We start from the raw sequence: 16,992 nt of genomic DNA, 5'->3' as shown, positions 1-16,992 counted from the left end.
CAAAGTAGAAGGATATCGAGCGATGGGTACATACATTATCAAGCGGCTTCTACTGATTATTCCGACACTTTTTCTCATTTTGTTGATCAATTTTATTGTGGTGCAAATTGCACCAGGCGGCCCTGTTGAGCAGGCCATTCAGCAAGCAGAAAGTATTCCTGGCCTTAAGGGTGGAGGGGAAACAGTTTCTGTAGCGACAGATACGCATTATCAAGGGGCACGTGGGCTTACTCCAGAAATGGTCGATAAAATCAAGGCACAGTATGGTTTTGATAAATCCGCACCAGAACGGTTCTGGATCATGCTTAAAGGTTATTTAACACTGGATTTTGGAACCAGCTTTTTTAAAGATAAACCCGTGACACAGTTACTTTATGAGAAAATGCCTGTCACTGTCTCTTTGGGGTTGTGGAGTACCTTGCTGATTTATTTGGTGTCCATTCCGTTAGGTATTCGAAAAGCAAAACAACATGGCTTGTTGTTTGATAAATCTACCTCAATGCTACTTGCTGTAGGCTATGCTGTTCCGACGTTTGTATTTGGTGTGGTGCTGATTGTATTTTTTGCAGGGGGATCGTATTTTCAGTGGTTTCCTTTACAAGGCTTGGTTTCTGATAATTTCCAAAGTTTGGGAATGTGGGCGAAGATCAAAGATTATTTTTGGCATATGGCATTGCCCCTTGTTACCATGTTATTGGGTGGATTTGCGGGACTCACCTATCTGACCAAATACGCATTTATGGAAGAGCTTAACAAACAGTATGTGCTCGCGGCGCGTTCAAAAGGATTGAGCGAAAACAGAGTGCTTTATGGGCATGTCTTTCGTAATGCGATGTTGATAGTCATTGCTGGACTTCCTGAAGCATTGGTCGGAATTTTCTTTGTCGGTAATCTGTTTATCGAAATTATTTTTAACCTTGATGGAATTGGCTTGCTTGGATTTGAAGCGATTACCCAGCGTGATTATCCTGTGATTTTTGGTACTTTATTTTTGTTTACCTTATTGGGGTTGGTGCTAAGACTGATCAGTGATGTGCTTTACCAGATCATTGACCCTCGCATTAATTTCGAATCAAGAGGAGCAAAATAATGTCTCCATTGATGCAAGAGCGAATCAAACGGTTTAAGCAAAATCGTTTGGGTTTCTGGTGTTTTATTATCTTTATCATCATTTTTGTTTTGTCCTTAATGTCAGAATTGATTGCAAATGACAAACCTCTGATCGTGAAATATCAGCAATCTTATTATTTTCCTGTCATGCAAAGTTACCCAGAAACAACTTTTGGCGGCGTATTTGAAACAGAGACAGATTATAAAGACCCTGCTGTTCAACAATTGATTGATGCCAAGGGCTGGAGTATCTGGCCACTTATTCCATTTTCATACCAGACACCCAATCTGGATCTGGCAGTTCCTGTACCATCTCCACCCACCGCACAGAACTGGCTTGGTACAGATGATCAAGGACGTGATGTTCTAGCGCGCATTTTGTATGGTCTTCGTGTGTCACTTTTATTCGGATTTGCGCTCACTTTTTTCTCTGCGTTGCTGGGTATTTTTGTGGGTGCGATACAAGGGTATTACGGTGGATGGATTGATCTGATTGGGCAACGGCTTCTTGAGGTGTGGGGCGGTTTGCCAATGTTGTTTATGGTCATGATTCTAGTCAGTATGTTTACACCCAATGTGTATTGGTTATTTTTAATTATGCTGCTTTTTGGCTGGACTGCATTGGTGGGTTTAGTGCGGGCTGAGTTTTTACGTGCCCGTAATCTTGATTATGTACGTGCTGCACGAGCGTTGGGTGTAAAAGATCGAACCATTATATTTCGGCACATTTTACCCAATGCCATGAGTTCAAGTTTATCTCAGTTGCCATTTATGCTAACAGCCAATATTACCGCACTTACCGCACTGGACTTTCTAGGATATGGCTTACCGCCAGATGCTGCTTCATTGGGAGAGCTACTATTACAGGGAAAAAATAATTTAACAGCACCATGGCTTGCCATGTCTGGGTTTTTTACTCTGGCGCTGGTCTTGTCATTACTGATTTATGTGGGAGAAGCGACACGTGACGCATTCGATCCAAGACAATAATCTTTTACCTGTACTCTCTGTTGAGCATTTGCATATTGCGCACACTTCTTCGCAAGTCTTGGTGCACGATCTCAGCTTTAACTTATATCAGGGTCAAACGCTTGCCATCGTGGGTGAGAGTGGTTCTGGAAAATCAATCAGTAGTCTGGCTTTGCTGGGGTTACTTCCTCCGCAGTTAACTGTTTCTGGACAGGCAAAATTCCAGAGCCATGATTTACTTAAACTGAATCAACCCCAATTACAGCAAATTCGTGGTCATAAAATCGCCATGATTTTTCAGGAGCCCATGACTGCGCTTAATCCCTTACATCGCGTTGAAAAGATTATTGGTGAAGCACTATTACTGCGTGGTTGGTCAAAGCAACAGGTACGTGACAGAGTAATTGCCTTACTGAATGATGTAGGAATTCCTGAACCGCGCTCCAAACTTAGACGTTATCCTCATGAGCTGTCTGGCGGTCAGCGCCAGCGCGTCATGATCGCAATGGCTTTGGCGCTGGAACCTGATGTATTGATTGCAGATGAACCCACAACAGCACTTGATGTCAGTCTACAATCTCAAATTCTGAATTTACTCAAGCAATTGCAGCAACAGCGTAAAATGTCGATGATTTTGATTAGCCATGATCTAAATTTGGTTAAGCACTATGCCGATCAGGTGGTGGTGATGAATCAAGGCAAAGTAGAAGAGCATGCAGATGTTACACAGCTGTTTAACTCGCCTCAAACCAGTTATACACGACATTTACTCAATCATGATTTCGGAAAAGCTTTAGCAAAAATAGATCAGACTGAAAATATTTTAGAAGTTCAAAAACTTGAAGTTAAGTTTCCAATCAAGTCTGGATTGCTAAATCGAGTGACAGATTATTTTGTGGCATTGCAAGCACTCGATCTCACCATTCAACAAGGTGCGGCACTTGGAATTGTAGGAGAGAGTGGCTCAGGTAAATCGACATTGGCACTTGCGATTACACGACTTATAGAGAGTAATGGAGAAATTACTTTTCTGGGTCGTGATATTAATCGGCTGAAAGAAAAGCAACTTCGATCTGTAAGGCAAAATCTACAAATTGTTTTTCAGGATCCTTTTAGTAGCTTAAACCCACGTATGAATATTGAGCAAATCATTGGGGAGGGGCTAGAACTTAAACACATAGCCATTGCTGAGCGACAATTACGCATCGAACAAGCATTACAAAAAGTTGAGCTGCCTGTCGAGTTTAAGCGACGCTACCCACATGAACTTTCTGGTGGTCAACGACAACGAGTGGCTTTGGCACGTGCGCTGGTGTTACAGCCTAAACTGATTATTCTGGATGAACCGACATCTGCACTTGATCGTACAACCCAGCGTGCAATTGTAAAACTACTGCGACATTTACAACAGCAAGAAAATCTAAGCTATTTATTCATCAGTCATGATTTGCAGGTCATACGTGCATTGTGCCAGCATGTTATGGTACTGCGGCATGCACAAGTGATTGAATATCAACAGACCGAACGATTATTTGAATCTCCACAATCAGATTATACACGTCAACTCATTCAAGCGAGCCAGTATAAATAAATTGACAACTTGTATTGTCAATTTGTCGGTTTGCGCTTGACAGTCATTTCTATTGATTTAGATTGAAATAAATAACCTAATTATTTCTGTCGGATATCTTTATGAGTCAGATCGCTGAGCCAATCACAATACGAAATGTCACATTCAAAAATCGCATTATTAAAGGGGCAATGAGTGAAGCGCTTGCCAATCGTGCAGGTCAACCTAATGATTTGCATTTTGGCTTGTATCAGGCTTGGGCGCAAGGAGGGCTGGGTTGTGCCATCACAGGCAACGTGATGGTTGATTTGCGTGCCAAAAATGAACCTGGTGTAGTGGCGATTGAAAGTGAGCGTGATCTGGAACGCTTAAAAAAATGGGCGGATATTGGGAAAAAATATGGCATGGTGCAGTTGATTCAATTGTCACATCCAGGTCGTCAATGTCCGAAAGGCCTAAATCAGGAAACAGTTGCTCCCTCTGCTGTGCCATTTAGCCCCATGCTAGCGACCATGTTTGCGACTCCGCGCGAATTACATCATGAAGAAATATTAGATATTATTCAGCGCTTTGCCGATGCTGCGCGTGTATGTGAAAAGGCTGGTTTTGAAGGTGTACAGCTTCATGGTGCACATGGCTATTTAATCAGCCAGTTTTTATCACCACTGACCAATAAGCGCCAAGATCAATGGGGTGGTTCAATTGAAAATAGAATGCGTTTTCTGCTCGAAATTTATCATGCTGTACGCGCAGCGACTTCAGAGAATTTTATTATTTCGGTAAAACTGAATTCTGCCGATTTTCAGCGTGGTGGCATTACCGAAGAAGATGTCATTGCGGTATTCAAAGCAATTGATCAGGCAGGAATTGACTTGATTGAAGTCTCTGGAGGCACTTATGAAGCTCCTGCAATGGCAGGTGTCAAAGCAGAAAAGCGTAAAGCGAGTACGATTGCACGGGAGGCTTACTTTTTAGAATTTGCCGAGAAAATTCGAGATTCTGTGCAATGTAAACTGATGGTGACCGGAGGTTTTCGTAGTGTAGAGGGGATGAATGCAGCATTACAAAGCGGTGCATGTGATTTTATTGGAATTGCACGTCCTTTTGCGGTAGAAACAGATTTAACCCATCGGCTGATTGCGGGGCAAGACGTTAAATATGCAGTGAAACCCATTAAAACTGGAGTGCCGTTTGTAGACAAAATGGCAGTTATGGAAATTATTTGGTATGCGGCGCAGTTTAAAGCGATTGGTAAGGGGAAAAAGCCAAATCCAAAACTATCACCATTATTGGTATTTTTAAACTATGCCAAAGGTAATGTGAAGGCGTTGATACAAGGTCGAATTAATTCTAGAAAATCGGCATAAGCCATAAAGTACAGTTTTGTATTGGGTAGGATTTAAAACTACAAACAAATAAGCCTCACAATTGTGAGGCTTACTGATGATCATAGTGATCGAATTTGGCGTCCCTACGGGGATTCGAACCCCGGTTACCGCCGTGAAAGGGCGATGTCCTAGGCCTCTAGACGATAGGGACTTATAGTGAGGCAGTATCTGAAAATTGGCGTCCCTACGGGGATTCGAACCCCGGTTACCGCCGTGAAAGGGCGATGTCCTAGGCCTCTAGACGATAGGGACGTTTCAGAGGTGGGCGTATATTAGGTTGATTTCATAATACTGTCAAATTGTTTTCGGCAAAAAAACTGTATTTTACTTTTGAACGATTAAAAATAATTCATTTTAATGATATTAGTATGATATTTAACCCGTATTTTCAAATGGACAGCATACTTTCAGAATGGTTTTCAAAACATCGGGGTGTTGTAAGTAACTCATAATTTGATGTGGGTGTAGGGCAGAGGTCGAAATTTCCTGATTAAAAATAGGCGGATTAAAATCAAAAGGTGGCTTTTGTAATGGGAAAGCCGTTAAAAAGTCATCGTGCGAATAAAAATTATACCATCGTCCATGCAGTGACTCTGGATAGTGAATGGGCATACTCAAGCGTTGCTGAATAACACGAAAGGCCAGAGGTGATCCTAATGTGATAAAGCACTGAATATTCGAATCTGCATTCATGTTGCACAATAGATTATAAGCAATCACAGACCCCAGCGAATGTGCAACCACAATGCAGGGTTGCTGCGATGGTATGCCAAGCAGAATACGTTGATGGACGTTATGCATAAATTGTGGGTTGGCCAGATAACAATACGTTTCTACCAGAAATTGATGAATAAGGCTTTCATGTAATTTAGGAAAGTGGTTCAGTAAGATCATAAGCTCTTTGAGAGATCGATCTTTAATCAACATGGTTTCTTCGTGTAATTGCTTTTTGATGGATTTGGTATTGATGTGGTCTGGATGCAAAGTACTCAGAGATGCTTGATGCTCAATTGTAGTATGGTGGATATTTAAATGAACAGGGAGATGAAAGTTAAGGAGCGATTTAGGTAAAAAAGTTTCCAGATCAAAAGTATTACTGAGATGACTTTGTGTAAGCAAATCACCATAAAATGGAAAATGTAATTGATGTATATCAAAATTAAATGGCAAATGATATTTTTTCAGCCCTTGGCGAAAGATATTTAACCAGTGCTTACGTAATGAGAGTGCATTGAATTGCTGTTGATTCATGCCATGTATAAATACAATATTCATCGCATCTTATCTTCTTATAAGTGTTAGTTTTGAATCAGTCCTGCAAAATTTGATAATCGTCGATATTTTCTATTGATCTTAATCCATTGGTTAGCAGCTTTGAATCGAATAAATTAGCCATAATCCAAATAACGCATAGGGCTTGGGAAGATAGGATCAATAATGCTTTGTATAACAGATGGATGTTGTAAATAACCTAAAATTTCATGTGGCTTATGCACAAAAGTTGAAATCCCCTGATTAATAATGGCGGGTTGAAAATTAAAAGGAGAGTGTTCTAGGGGGAATGTGCTCAGATAATCTTCATGAGAATAAAAATTGAACCAGTCCCCTGTCAGGCTATTGGGTCTAGTGATGGGATTGATGAGTTTAGACTGAATAACACGAAATGCCAGTGGTGAAGCCAGCGTAATAAAGCGTTGTACACGAATATGTTTCAGTTGTTGTAAAAGGTTATAGGCAATGATGGTTCCTAAAGAATGGGCAACAACAATATAGTCCTCATCACGATCAAAAGAAGCCGCTATTCTGTCATGTACATCCTGCATAAACTCTGGATTTGCCAGATATAGGTAGGCTTCTATAATGAGTTTTTGAATCACACTTTCATGGAGTTTAGGAAATTTACTGAGTAACATCACAAACTCTTTCAATAATCGATCTTTTGCCAAATGCGATAAAAGGTAGAGCTTGGAGCTTAAGTTAAGCTGCTGTTCGTCCTGGGTCAGTAAAGAAATGAGTGTTTGATCGTTCTGTATCGTTTGTGGCGGATTTTGAGGTAGAAAAGGCAGGTGCCAGCTTTGCCAGGCATGTGTGAATCCAACCTGCTCAACAGGGACATGACTGTAGGTATGTTGTAACAGAAGATCACCATAATAGGGTACAGAAACATCGACACCCTCTAGGCTCATCTCCAAATCAGATTGTTTAAGACCAAGCTGAAAAATATTTAACCAATACTGTTCAAGCTGTATTGCATCTATATTTTGTTGATGTGCGCCATGTATAAAGACAATTTTCATCGTGATCTTAATAATTTATTCTTATGTTAATTCAAAATTTACAGGTGATTCGGCATTTAAACCAGTGTTATTCAAAGAAAAGTGTAGCGATTTTGCTACACTTTTCCGAGGTTCTTGTGTGTATCTATCACAGCTTGCTTTTTTCCCGATAAAATATGTAGTGGCTCAAATAGCAACACGCTACAAAAATTAAGCATCCAATAAAACCAGGCAACATTTCTGGATCTTTCGCCATACTTAGTCCAGTAATCAAACAAAACAAGAAGCCTAAAATGGGTAAAATTGGAAACAGGGGAGCTGCGAATTTTAAGTCTTTGGCGTGATAGCCTTGTTTATACCAGTGCCGTCTGAAATTAAACTGACTTAAGCAGATGCTCATCCATACAATCACCATGGTAAATGCAGCCACGCCCAAAAGATTCTTAAAAATCGTTTCAGGTGCAAATTGCTCCGAGAGTAAGCCAGGAATTGCGCCAAACATGGTAACCACTAAGGCAATAATGGGGGTGCCACTGGCCGTTAGCTTTGAAAAGACAGAAGGAAGCTGGCGTTGATTTGATAAAGACCACATCATGCGTGATGCGGCATACAAACCAGAGTTTGCTGCTGACAGGAGTGCGGTAATAATCACAAAGCGAATAATATGATCTGCATAGGGAATACCAATATATTGAAACACAGTTACAAACGGGCTATTACTGACGTTATGACCGCCGAGGCCAGTCTGATCATAGGGCAATAAAGCACTTATAACAACAATGGTTCCAACGAAAAAGATCAGCAGACGCCAGATGGCAGCATTGATGGCTTTTGGTACATTGATAGAAGGATCTTTGGTTTCGCCTGCTGCCACACCAATTAGTTCAGTTCCAGAAAATGCAAAATTTACAATCAGCATTGTTGCAAAAATTGGCATCAAACCCTGTGGAAACCAGCCGTGACTGGTCAGATTGCTAAACAGTGGTGCGGAGGCATGTCCCTCAAAATGAATAATCCCGAAAATAGCCAATAGTCCAAGAATAATAAAGCTAATGACAGTGAGGACTTTAACCAATGATAACCAGAATTCTGATTCGGCAAAAATATGTGTGGAACTTAAATTTAGCCCAAAAATAGTCAAGGCAAAAATAATAGTCCAGATCCACATCGATGTATGAGGAAACCATTCCTGCATGAGTAATGCAGCGGCTGTAAATTCGGTACCCAGCGTTGCTGTCCATGTGAGCCAGTAAACCCATGAAATCATGTAGCCTGTGCCTGGCCCGATGTATTTTTTGGCATAAGCGCCGAAAGATCCTGATACAGGCATGTGTACGGCCAGTTCACCCAGACATAACATCACCATATATGCAATCAAACCGCCAAGCATATAGGCAATCACTGCTCCAATCGGCCCTGTCTGGGTAATGACTTCCCCTGAACCAAGAAACAACCCTGTACCAATCGCACCGCCTAATGACAGCATAACCAAATGACGGGTACTCATGGCTCGTTTTAAGGGTGCAGCACTATCGAGCACTTTTGTATCTGTGGATTCTGGCGGCATAGACAAAACACATCAAGATGAAAGAAGAGCGCTATTTTAGAGAAAAAACCAAAATGTGCAATCTGAGAACACTCAAAGAATAATCAATGAGATAGAAGCGTTGGTTTGAGAGAGAAAATGTAGATATGGCGTCCCTACGGGGATTCGAACCCCGGTTACCGCCGTGAAAGGGCGATGTCCTAGGCCTCTAGACGATAGGGACGTTGCGAGGTGTGCGTATAATAGGGAGTTTGAACTTTTGTGTCAATTTGCTTTTGAGTAAAATATCGAAAAAAGAGATTGATTGTTTAAAAAATAGCGGAGAGTAACAAAATAAGTTAGGGATTGAATACCTACGAGATAAGGAGATCGTAGAGGGCTAGTTTGAAGATTAAAATGAAATATAAAAATATAATGCAGCAGGACGTAATATTGACTTTCTTTACTATATGCATACGACACTCATCTCTTACAGGACGAACGGTATAACCTAAAAACAAAGAAAAAGAAGATGGCGTCCCTACGGGGATTCGAACCCCGGTTACCGCCGTGAAAGGGCGATGTCCTAGGCCTCTAGACGATAGGGACGTTGAGGATGGCGGTATCTTATTGATCCGCCAGGAAAGTGTCAAGTAGGTGTGGAGAGAGTTTGTTTAAAATATAGCAAAACAGTTCAGCAGTTTTTTGTGTATCGTACAACGCCGAATGTGCTTCTTTGCCATCAAAATCAATGCCAGCTTGTATACAGGCTTTGGCCAAAACGGTTTGGCCAAACATGACTGCACTTAATGTGACCGTATCAAATACAGAAAAACTATGAAAAGGATTCTGGTTTTTGGTACTAGTACGTGCAATCGCAGCCTGTAAAAAACCTAAATCAAAGTGAGCATTGTGTCCCACTAAAACAGCATGTGTACATTGCTGCTGCTTACGTACCTCATGAATGGATTTAAAAATCCGTTTTAATGCACTGCGTTCATCTTCTGCCATCGCAATTCGCATCGGATTAAATGGATCGATTCCGATAAAATCCAGCGAACGACGATCTAGATTAGCGCCTTCAAAAGGATTGATATGCGCATGATAAGATTCACCTGGAACAAATAAACCCTGTTCGTTATAAACGATAGGGATGCATGCAATTTCAAGAAGTGCATCAGTCTGGGCATTAAAACCTGCTGTTTCGACATCGACAACAACAGGTAAAAAGCCACGGAAACGCTGACCAATCACAGGAGGGGTGGCATTTTCTTGTGTCACACTTTTCTCCATTGAATGGTTTTTCCTGCATAAAGTGGAATAATCTTTTCATCATCCAGATAGTCAAGCTGTTCAGGAATAATCTGATCTTCCTTGACCAGGGTAATGGTATTGGTGTTACGTGGCAAACCGTAAAAATCTGCGCCAAAATGACTTGCAAAGCCTTCTAGACGTTCAATTTTATTGACTTGATCGAATGCTTGAGCATAGAGCTCAATCGCTGTTGGTGCGCTATAGCAGCCTGCACAACCACATGCATTTTCTTTGGCATTTTTTGAGTGGGGTGCGCTGTCTGTACCCAAGAAAAATTTAGGATTTCCGCTGGTCGCCACTTCAATCAGTGTTTGCTGATGTGTTTGGCGTTTTAAAATTGGCAAACAATAGAAATGTGGTTTAATTCCACCCACCAACATATCGTTGCGGTTGAAGAGTAAGTGCTGTGGTGTAATGGTTGCAGCGACATTACGGTCTTGTTCGAGTACAAAATGTGCAGCTTCACTGGTGGTGATGTGTTCAAGTACCAGTTTAAGTTTTGGAAACTGTTTGAGAAGCGGGGAAAGAACTTCATCTAGAAAGCGCTTTTCACGATCAAAAATATCAACGTGATGATGGGTGACTTCACCATGCAATAAAAGAGGAACCTGATGTTCTTCAAGCTGTTCAATCACTGCATATACTTTACGAATATCACTTACGCCGTTATCTGAGTTGGTGGTTGCACCCGCAGGATAAAGCTTGATCGCATTGACATGGGCAGAGTCTTTAATTTTCTTGACCTCACTTGGTGAAGTATGGTCAGTAAAATAAAGCACCATGCGCGGATCAAAATGTACACCCTCTGGAACATGCGCCATGATTCGTTCACGATAGGCTTCAGCTTCATCTACAGTTTTTACGGGTGGAACAAGATTTGGCATACAAATTGCGCGGGCAAATTGTTGAGCTAAATCTGGAACGGTACGTTTAAGGGCAAGACCATCACGTAAATGTGCGTGCCAATCATCTGGCTGTAAAAGAGTAATCGTGTCCAAGGGTATTCAGGCTGTAAAATAAAACAGATGATAATCCAATTAGGCTAAAAATGGTAACTTGAATTGTCTGTAATTCACGTTAAAAGCAGATTGCGATCATGATAGGTGCATTACATGATGCATTCCGAGACGTATGAGCTCTTTAAAAAATAAAAGCCATCAATAGACGGCTTTTATTTGGATCATTTAAAGATGATTATTTCTTAGTCTCTAACTGAGGTACAGCAGAACCGTGACCAATAGAAAGCAGACCAGAATTTGTATAGATACCTAATTTTGCACGAGTATCGGTAATATCCAGATTACGCATGGTTAATTGACCGATACGATCCATTGGACTAAACATTGAGTCACCTTTCTCCATGGTTAAACGCTCAGCTTCATACGTGAGGTTTGGAGATTCAGTGTTCATGATGGTGTAATCATTACCGCGACGTAACTCTAGAGTTACTGTACCTGTAATGGCTTTTGCAACCCAGCGCTGTGCAGTTTCACGAAGCATAAGTGACTGTGAATCAAACCAGCGACCTTGGTAAAGTAAACGACCTAAACGTAAGCCATTGATACGGTACTGTTCGATGGTATCTTCATTGTGAATACCTGTCACAAGACGTTCGTAGGCAATATGCAGAAGTGCCATACCTGGAGCTTCATAAATACCACGAGATTTAGCTTCGATGATACGGTTTTCGATCTGATCTGACATGCCTAAACCATGACGACCACCAATACGGTTTGCTTCAAGAATGAACTCAACCGGATCTTCAATACGTTGACCGTTCAATGCCACAGGCATACCTTCTTCAAAGGTAATGCTGACTTGTTCTGGTTGAATTTCAACCTCATCTTTCCAGAAAGCAACACCCATGATTGGATCTACAATCTTGATACCTGCATCGAGGTATTCAAGATCTTTGGCTTCGTGAGTTGCACCCAGCATGTTTGAATCGGTTGAATACGCTTTTTCTTTTGACATTTTATAGTCAAAACCGTTGTCGATTAGAAATTGTGACATTTCCGCACGACCGCCTAATTCATCAATAAACGTTTGGTCAAGCCAAGGCTTATAAATTTTTAGGTTTGGATTGGTGAGTAGACCATAACGATAGAAACGTTCGATGTCATTTCCTTTATAGGTCGAACCATCGCCCCAGATATTGACATCATCTTCTTTCATGGCAGTCACAAGCATTGTGCCTGTAACAGCACGGCCAAGTGGTGTCGTATTGAAATAAGGAACACCGCCTGTGCTGATATGGAATGCACCACACTGAATTGCTGCAATACCTTCAAGCGCAAGCTGTAAACGACAATCGATCAGACGGGCTTTAACTGCACCGTATTGTTCTGCTTTTTTTGGAATCGCATCGTAGTCGTCTTCATCTGGCTGACCTAAGTTTGCAGTATATGCATAAGGTTCTGCGCCTTTTTGTTTCATCCACAATAAAGCAGCTGAAGTATCCAGACCACCAGAGAAGGCAATACCCACTTTTTTACCTACTGGTACATGCTGCAAAATGGTTGCATTATCAGTCATTACTAATCCTAACGTTTATAAAAAAAGACCTGAAACGAGGGTCTTGAGAATTCGGAATGGTATGTATTGTAGCACTTATTTTATTTTTTCTGAGCATTGAATATCTTGAGTGGAAAAAAAATTAAATCTCCTTGTTGAGTTTGGTGGGGACATACAGATTTTGTTATTTAACCCAAAGATAAAATAGAGAAAACCGATGATTAGACTTTCTCTAAAGCATTATTTAAATCGATAAATTGTTTTTCAATAGGAGTGAATACATGGTTATTTCGGGAAATCAGATATAAACCAATATTTCGGTAGAGTTCAGGGACTTCTCGATAGTATTGAATATTAAATTTTTTGACTAAAGATTTTGCGATCATGGAAATTCCCATACCTAGCTGGCTAAAGTGAATCAAAGCCTCATGATCATAAATATGCGTCAACTCACCTTTGGTTAAATTGTAATCTGTATAAATGTTGTCAAGAATCGTGGCATAACAACACTGTTCTGAAGCAAAAAGAATATTTTGATGATCAAGACAATCTTGTATATTCTCATGATTAATCACGTTTTTCCCAATGAGAACCAGTTGATCCTCTGCTTTTTGAATGTATTGCAGGTTTTTCTGTTTGGGATGTCCAAGTACATAAGCAATATCAAGATTTCCATTCAGAATTTCTTCTTCAATATAACCTGTAGCGCCTGTTTTCATGGTGATGCTCAGATCAGGGTAAGCTTGATAAAGTTGACTGAACGATGAATAAAAGCGCATACCTCCCAAGCTGGTATTGGTTCCAAAGCGAAGAACATTATCGTGCTGCTGAATTTTATTTTCAGTTTCTTCCCAAGTGAAGAGCATCTTTTTAAACTGCTGATATACATTTATACCAGGCACTGTGAGTTCCACACCTTTCGGTTTTCGTATAAAAAGCTGTTTATTGTAATGATTTTCAATTTTTTTAATTTTGGCGGTCATGTTGGACTGTAAATAATTCAACTTCTGTGCCGCAGCCGTAATACTTTTGAGCTCCGCCACTGTAATAAATGATCTGATGTCACTGATATCAATATTCATGGCATGATTCTCAAATGAAGATGCATAGACATCAAAAAAAATGATGTATCTATTAAAACATAACATTATTCATGATGTCATTTATTTTATACAATCAGTTTAATCTTTATGCGTTGAGTAAAATACGTGAATATTCGGGTCATCAGTGCCATTATCCTGTTATGTCTGGTATGGGGATCTTTATGGGGCTTGGTCAAGCATAGTCTGCAAGTTTTCCCGCCGTTTTTATTCATTTCTACACGACTCATTCTAGCCGCGCTCACGTTGATGTTGGTTCAGCGCGTGATGAAAAAATCGGTGATGCCACAACGGCATGAATGGCCGCGTTTGATGATATTGAGTGCTATGGTCTGTTTAGGCTTTTATACAACTCAGACTTTTGCCATGCAATTTGTTGACTCAGGTCTTTCTGCGGTATTGGTCTTTACTATGCCGATTTTCATTGGAGTATTGGCACATTACTTCTTGAATGAATATCTTACTCGACAAAAAATATTCGGTTTGATTCTAGGTACATTAGGGTTGATTGCGATTTTGTGGCCACAACTTCATCATTTGGGTTTGAATTTGTCTCTTGTGGGTCAGATCATGTTGATTGGTTCAGGATTATTTTGGGCAATGTCTACGGTATATATCAAAAAATACTTTGCCACTTACGACAAAATTAAATTGACCATTTGGCAGCTCTTGCTGGGTGGGGTTGTTGTGTTTATAGGTGCTTTAAGCTTTGAGCCAGTAGATGCGAAGGTGTGGTTAAATCCTTTAAATGAATCTTTGCTGATTTATATTGCAATTATAGGAACAGGTTTTGCTTTTGCACTGTGGAACTGGATTGTGAGTCAGGTCGATACCTTCGTCGCATCTATTTCAATCATGTGTATTCCTATCTTAAGCCTGTTGTTTGGTGCATTGATATGGCATGAAGCTTTAACGCTGAATATCGTGATTGGTGCAGCTTTTATCTGTATGGGAATTGTGATGAGTGCATTAACCTTAACTCATCAAAAAACATCAATGCAATATAGCCGCTGCCCTAAATGATTTAAGCAAGCTAAAAAATGATTCATGCCCATATGGACTTACACAGAAATTAAAATATATACCTACAATTGGTCAGTCATATTGTGAAATATGGCTGATCTTTTTCTATTAAAGTGCTTGTACATAAATGGATATACGTAGAAGATTAAAAATGATCGAACACATTCATTTCGACCTATTTTAAAAATGTTCAAACAAACGAGGGCACCATAATTATCTAAATAATTCGATTGATCTATTGACAATTTCAACACGCAAAAAAAGAAGCAAGGTCATCCCAACAAATCAAAAAAGTATTAAAGTACTATGCAACAAGTTGCAAAGCCAATAACATTTCAAGGATTCATCATGACTAGCTATGCACATATTTTAAAACCTTTACATCTTGGTTTTACAACAATTAAAAATAGAGTTGTGATGGGCTCTATGCATACGGGCTTAGAAGATCGTTTCTATAATTATCCTAAACTCGCTGCTTACTTTGGTGAACGTGCTAAAGGAGGCGTTGGTTTAATTATTACAGGTGGAATATCACCAAACCGTCAAGGTTGGCTATTGCCTGCGGGTGGAACCATGAATTCATTGGCCGATATTCCGCATCATCGTTTAGTCACTCATGCAGTACACAAGCATGGGGGTAAAATTCTCATGCAGATATTGCATGCTGGGCGTTATGGTTATCAGCCTTTTATCGTTTCTGCGAGTCCAATTAAATCTCCAATTTCTCCGTTCAAACCACGTCAGATGTCCGAAAAAAATATTCTGGACACAATTGAAGATTATGCGCGTTGTAGTGAACTGGCAAAAAAAGCAGGGTATGACGGCATAGAAATTATGGGATCTGAAGGCTATTTGCTCAATCAGTTTTTGAGCCGTCATGTCAATCAACGTGAAGACCGTTGGGGTGGGGCTATCGAAAATCGCATGCGCTTTGCAATTGAAATTGTAAAGGCAATTCGAGAAAAGGTCGGTGAAAAATTTATCATCAGTTTTCGTTTATCCATGTTGGATCTGGTGCATGACGGTAACACGATGCAGGAAGTCATTATTGTTGCTAAAGCTTTAGAAAAGGTGGGTGTCACACTGTTAAATACAGGAATTGGCTGGCATGAGGCGCGTGTACCTACCATTGTGACCTCTGTACCACGTGCAGCATTTGTAGATTATACCGCTTATGTAAAGCAGCATGTCACTATTCCAGTCATTGCTTCTAACCGGATTAATATGCCAGATGTGGCAGAGAATATTCTTGCAACTGGTAAAGCCGATATGATTCAGATGGCACGCCCTTTACTGGCAGATGCTTTTTGGGTGACCAAGGTGGCTACCAATCGGGTCGATGAAATCAATACTTGTATTGCCTGTAATCAGGCATGTTTGGACCATACCTTTAAAAACCAACGCGCGACCTGTTTGGTCAATCCACGAGCAGCGTATGAAACCGAACTCACCTATATCAAAACTAAAAAGCCAAAGAAAATTGCAGTCGTGGGTGGTGGTGTTGCAGGCATGTCTGCTGCAACAGTTGCAGCGAGTCGTGGACATCAAGTCACATTATTTGAAGCTTCTCATGACGTTGGGGGGCAGTTTAATTTGGCAAAAGTTGTACCTGGTAAAGAGGAATTTCATGAAACCATTCGATATTTTAAAGTCCAAATTGAAAAAACAGGCGTAGATTTACGCTTGAATACGCGCGTAAATCGTGAACAGCTAGAAAGAGAAGGTTTTGATGAGGTCATTGTCGCGACTGGGGTTATACCACGGCAGCTCAAAATTCAAGGAAGTGATGCACCTCAAGTATTATCTTATGCCGAGGTTCTTAAAGGAGCTTCTGTTGGCCATAAAGTGGCTGTGATTGGCGCTGGTGGAATTGGTTTTGATGTTTCAGAGTTTCTACTTAGACCAGAGCATCAACCACAGCCACAACCGTTAGCGCAATGGCAGCGTGAGTGGGGAATCGACCCGATGCCAGACTATATTACCGAAGGTGGATTAGTACCTACAGAGCTTGAACCGCCTGTACGCCAGATCTATTTATTACAGCGAAAAACAAGCCCATTGGGCGTTGGTTTAGGGAAAACATCGGGTTGGGTACATCGTGCACAACTGAAAAAACATGCAGTTAGAATGATGCGGGGTGTACAATACAAAGCAGTGACTAATGAGGGCTTATGGATTGAGCTGGATGGACATGACCAACTGT

The 16,992-nt window shown here is 40.7% G+C and carries 13 protein-coding genes and 4 tRNA genes; 6 read left to right on the top strand and 11 right to left on the bottom strand.

From position 1 onward, the window contains the following. The first annotated feature begins 22 nt into the window (after positions 1-22). The 4 genes from yejB to F952_RS02070 all read left to right on the top strand — a co-directional run bounded on the left by yejB (position 23) and on the right by F952_RS02070 (position 5,016). Complete coding sequence (gene yejB, locus F952_RS02085; RefSeq protein ID WP_004921433.1) at positions 23-1,090, top strand: microcin C ABC transporter permease YejB; 1,068 nt, start codon at positions 23-25, stop codon at positions 1,088-1,090. Then, positions 1,090-2,100: an ABC transporter permease gene (locus tag F952_RS02080; RefSeq protein ID WP_004921430.1), complete on the top strand. Its 1,011-nt coding sequence runs from the start codon at positions 1,090-1,092 to the stop codon at positions 2,098-2,100. The genes yejB and F952_RS02080 overlap by 1 nt, the downstream gene beginning before the upstream one ends. Continuing rightward, positions 2,057-3,670 carry an ABC transporter ATP-binding protein gene (locus tag F952_RS02075; RefSeq protein WP_034709753.1) on the top strand — a complete coding sequence of 538 codons (1,614 nt, stop codon included), beginning with the start codon at positions 2,057-2,059 and terminating at the stop codon, positions 3,668-3,670. The genes F952_RS02080 and F952_RS02075 overlap by 44 nt, the downstream gene beginning before the upstream one ends. 101 nt (positions 3,671-3,771) lie before the next feature. Beyond that, positions 3,772-5,016, top strand: coding sequence for an NADH:flavin oxidoreductase/NADH oxidase family protein (locus F952_RS02070; protein WP_004921423.1), 1,245 nt, complete (start codon positions 3,772-3,774; stop codon positions 5,014-5,016). A gap of 96 nt (positions 5,017-5,112) precedes the next feature. Here the strand turns inward: F952_RS02070 and F952_RS02065 are convergent. The 11 genes from F952_RS02065 to F952_RS02015 all read right to left on the bottom strand — a co-directional run bounded on the left by F952_RS02065 (position 5,113) and on the right by F952_RS02015 (position 13,748). After that, positions 5,113-5,188: transfer RNA gene (locus tag F952_RS02065), tRNA-Glu, on the bottom strand. A 25-nt stretch (positions 5,189-5,213) separates the two neighbouring features. Then, a tRNA-Glu gene (locus F952_RS02060) sits at positions 5,214-5,289 on the bottom strand. A gap of 123 nt (positions 5,290-5,412) precedes the next feature. Continuing rightward, on the bottom strand, positions 5,413-6,312 hold the full coding sequence (locus F952_RS02055; protein ID WP_004921421.1) for a hypothetical protein: 900 nt from the start codon (positions 6,310-6,312) through the stop codon (positions 5,413-5,415). 113 nt (positions 6,313-6,425) lie between these two features. Beyond that, positions 6,426-7,334, bottom strand: a complete 909-nt coding sequence (locus F952_RS02050) for a lipase family protein (RefSeq protein ID WP_004921419.1) — start codon at positions 7,332-7,334, stop codon at positions 6,426-6,428. A 127-nt stretch (positions 7,335-7,461) separates the two neighbouring features. Next, a complete protein-coding gene (locus F952_RS02045) occupies positions 7,462-8,880 on the bottom strand; it encodes an amino acid permease (RefSeq protein ID WP_004921417.1) in 1,419 nt (472 codons plus the stop codon). Between the two features lie 126 nt (positions 8,881-9,006). Beyond that, positions 9,007-9,082: transfer RNA gene (locus tag F952_RS02040), tRNA-Glu, on the bottom strand. A 289-nt stretch (positions 9,083-9,371) separates the two neighbouring features. Then, positions 9,372-9,447: transfer RNA gene (locus tag F952_RS02035), tRNA-Glu, on the bottom strand. An 18-nt stretch (positions 9,448-9,465) separates the two neighbouring features. Beyond that, positions 9,466-10,131 carry a ribonuclease T gene (rnt, locus tag F952_RS02030; RefSeq protein ID WP_004921415.1) on the bottom strand — a complete coding sequence of 222 codons (666 nt, stop codon included), beginning with the start codon at positions 10,129-10,131 and terminating at the stop codon, positions 9,466-9,468. Further along, positions 10,116-11,150 (bottom strand): dihydroorotase, encoded by a 1,035-nt coding sequence (pyrC, locus tag F952_RS02025; RefSeq protein WP_004921413.1) that lies wholly within the window; start codon positions 11,148-11,150, stop codon positions 10,116-10,118. The genes rnt and pyrC overlap by 16 nt, the downstream gene beginning before the upstream one ends. A 196-nt stretch (positions 11,151-11,346) precedes the next feature. Continuing rightward, a complete protein-coding gene (argG, locus tag F952_RS02020; RefSeq protein WP_004921393.1) occupies positions 11,347-12,687 on the bottom strand; it encodes an argininosuccinate synthase in 1,341 nt (446 codons plus the stop codon). A 200-nt stretch (positions 12,688-12,887) separates the two neighbouring features. Continuing rightward, positions 12,888-13,748, bottom strand: coding sequence for a LysR family transcriptional regulator (locus F952_RS02015; protein WP_004921390.1), 861 nt, complete (start codon positions 13,746-13,748; stop codon positions 12,888-12,890). 126 nt (positions 13,749-13,874) lie between these two features. Between F952_RS02015 and F952_RS02010 the strand changes: the two genes are divergently transcribed. Both F952_RS02010 and F952_RS02005 read left to right on the top strand, forming a co-directional pair. Beyond that, positions 13,875-14,789 (top strand): DMT family transporter, encoded by a 915-nt coding sequence (locus tag F952_RS02010; protein WP_004921386.1) that lies wholly within the window; start codon positions 13,875-13,877, stop codon positions 14,787-14,789. A 348-nt stretch (positions 14,790-15,137) separates the two neighbouring features. Next, positions 15,138-16,992, top strand: a 1,855-nt coding sequence (locus F952_RS02005; RefSeq protein ID WP_004921383.1) for an NADPH-dependent 2,4-dienoyl-CoA reductase, incomplete at its 3' end; no start/stop codon positions are given.

The organism is Acinetobacter baylyi DSM 14961 = CIP 107474, assembly GCF_000368685.1.
Lineage (GTDB): Bacteria > Pseudomonadota > Gammaproteobacteria > Pseudomonadales > Moraxellaceae > Acinetobacter > Acinetobacter baylyi.
This window is presented reverse-complemented; position numbering and strand designations above follow the sequence as displayed.

Excerpts from the sequence above, each read along its gene's own strand:
- F952_RS02015 (WP_004921390.1), bottom strand. The coding sequence starts at position 13,748 with ATGAATATTGATATCAGTGACATCAGATCATTTATTACAGTGGCGGAG.
- F952_RS02080 (WP_004921430.1), top strand. The coding sequence starts at position 1,090 with ATGTCTCCATTGATGCAAGAGCGAATCAAACGGTTTAAGCAAAATCGT.
- yejB (WP_004921433.1), top strand. The coding sequence starts at position 23 with ATGGGTACATACATTATCAAGCGGCTTCTACTGATTATTCCGACACTT.
- F952_RS02075 (WP_034709753.1), top strand. The coding sequence starts at position 2,057 with ATGTGGGAGAAGCGACACGTGACGCATTCGATCCAAGACAATAATCTT.
- F952_RS02070 (WP_004921423.1), top strand. The coding sequence starts at position 3,772 with ATGAGTCAGATCGCTGAGCCAATCACAATACGAAATGTCACATTCAAA.
- F952_RS02045 (WP_004921417.1), bottom strand. The coding sequence starts at position 8,880 with ATGCCGCCAGAATCCACAGATACAAAAGTGCTCGATAGTGCTGCACCC.
- F952_RS02055 (WP_004921421.1), bottom strand. The coding sequence starts at position 6,312 with ATGAATATTGTATTTATACATGGCATGAATCAACAGCAATTCAATGCA.
- rnt (WP_004921415.1), bottom strand. The coding sequence starts at position 10,131 with ATGGAGAAAAGTGTGACACAAGAAAATGCCACCCCTCCTGTGATTGGT.
- argG (WP_004921393.1), bottom strand. The coding sequence starts at position 12,687 with ATGACTGATAATGCAACCATTTTGCAGCATGTACCAGTAGGTAAAAAA.
- F952_RS02050 (WP_004921419.1), bottom strand. The coding sequence starts at position 7,334 with ATGAAAATTGTCTTTATACATGGCGCACATCAACAAAATATAGATGCA.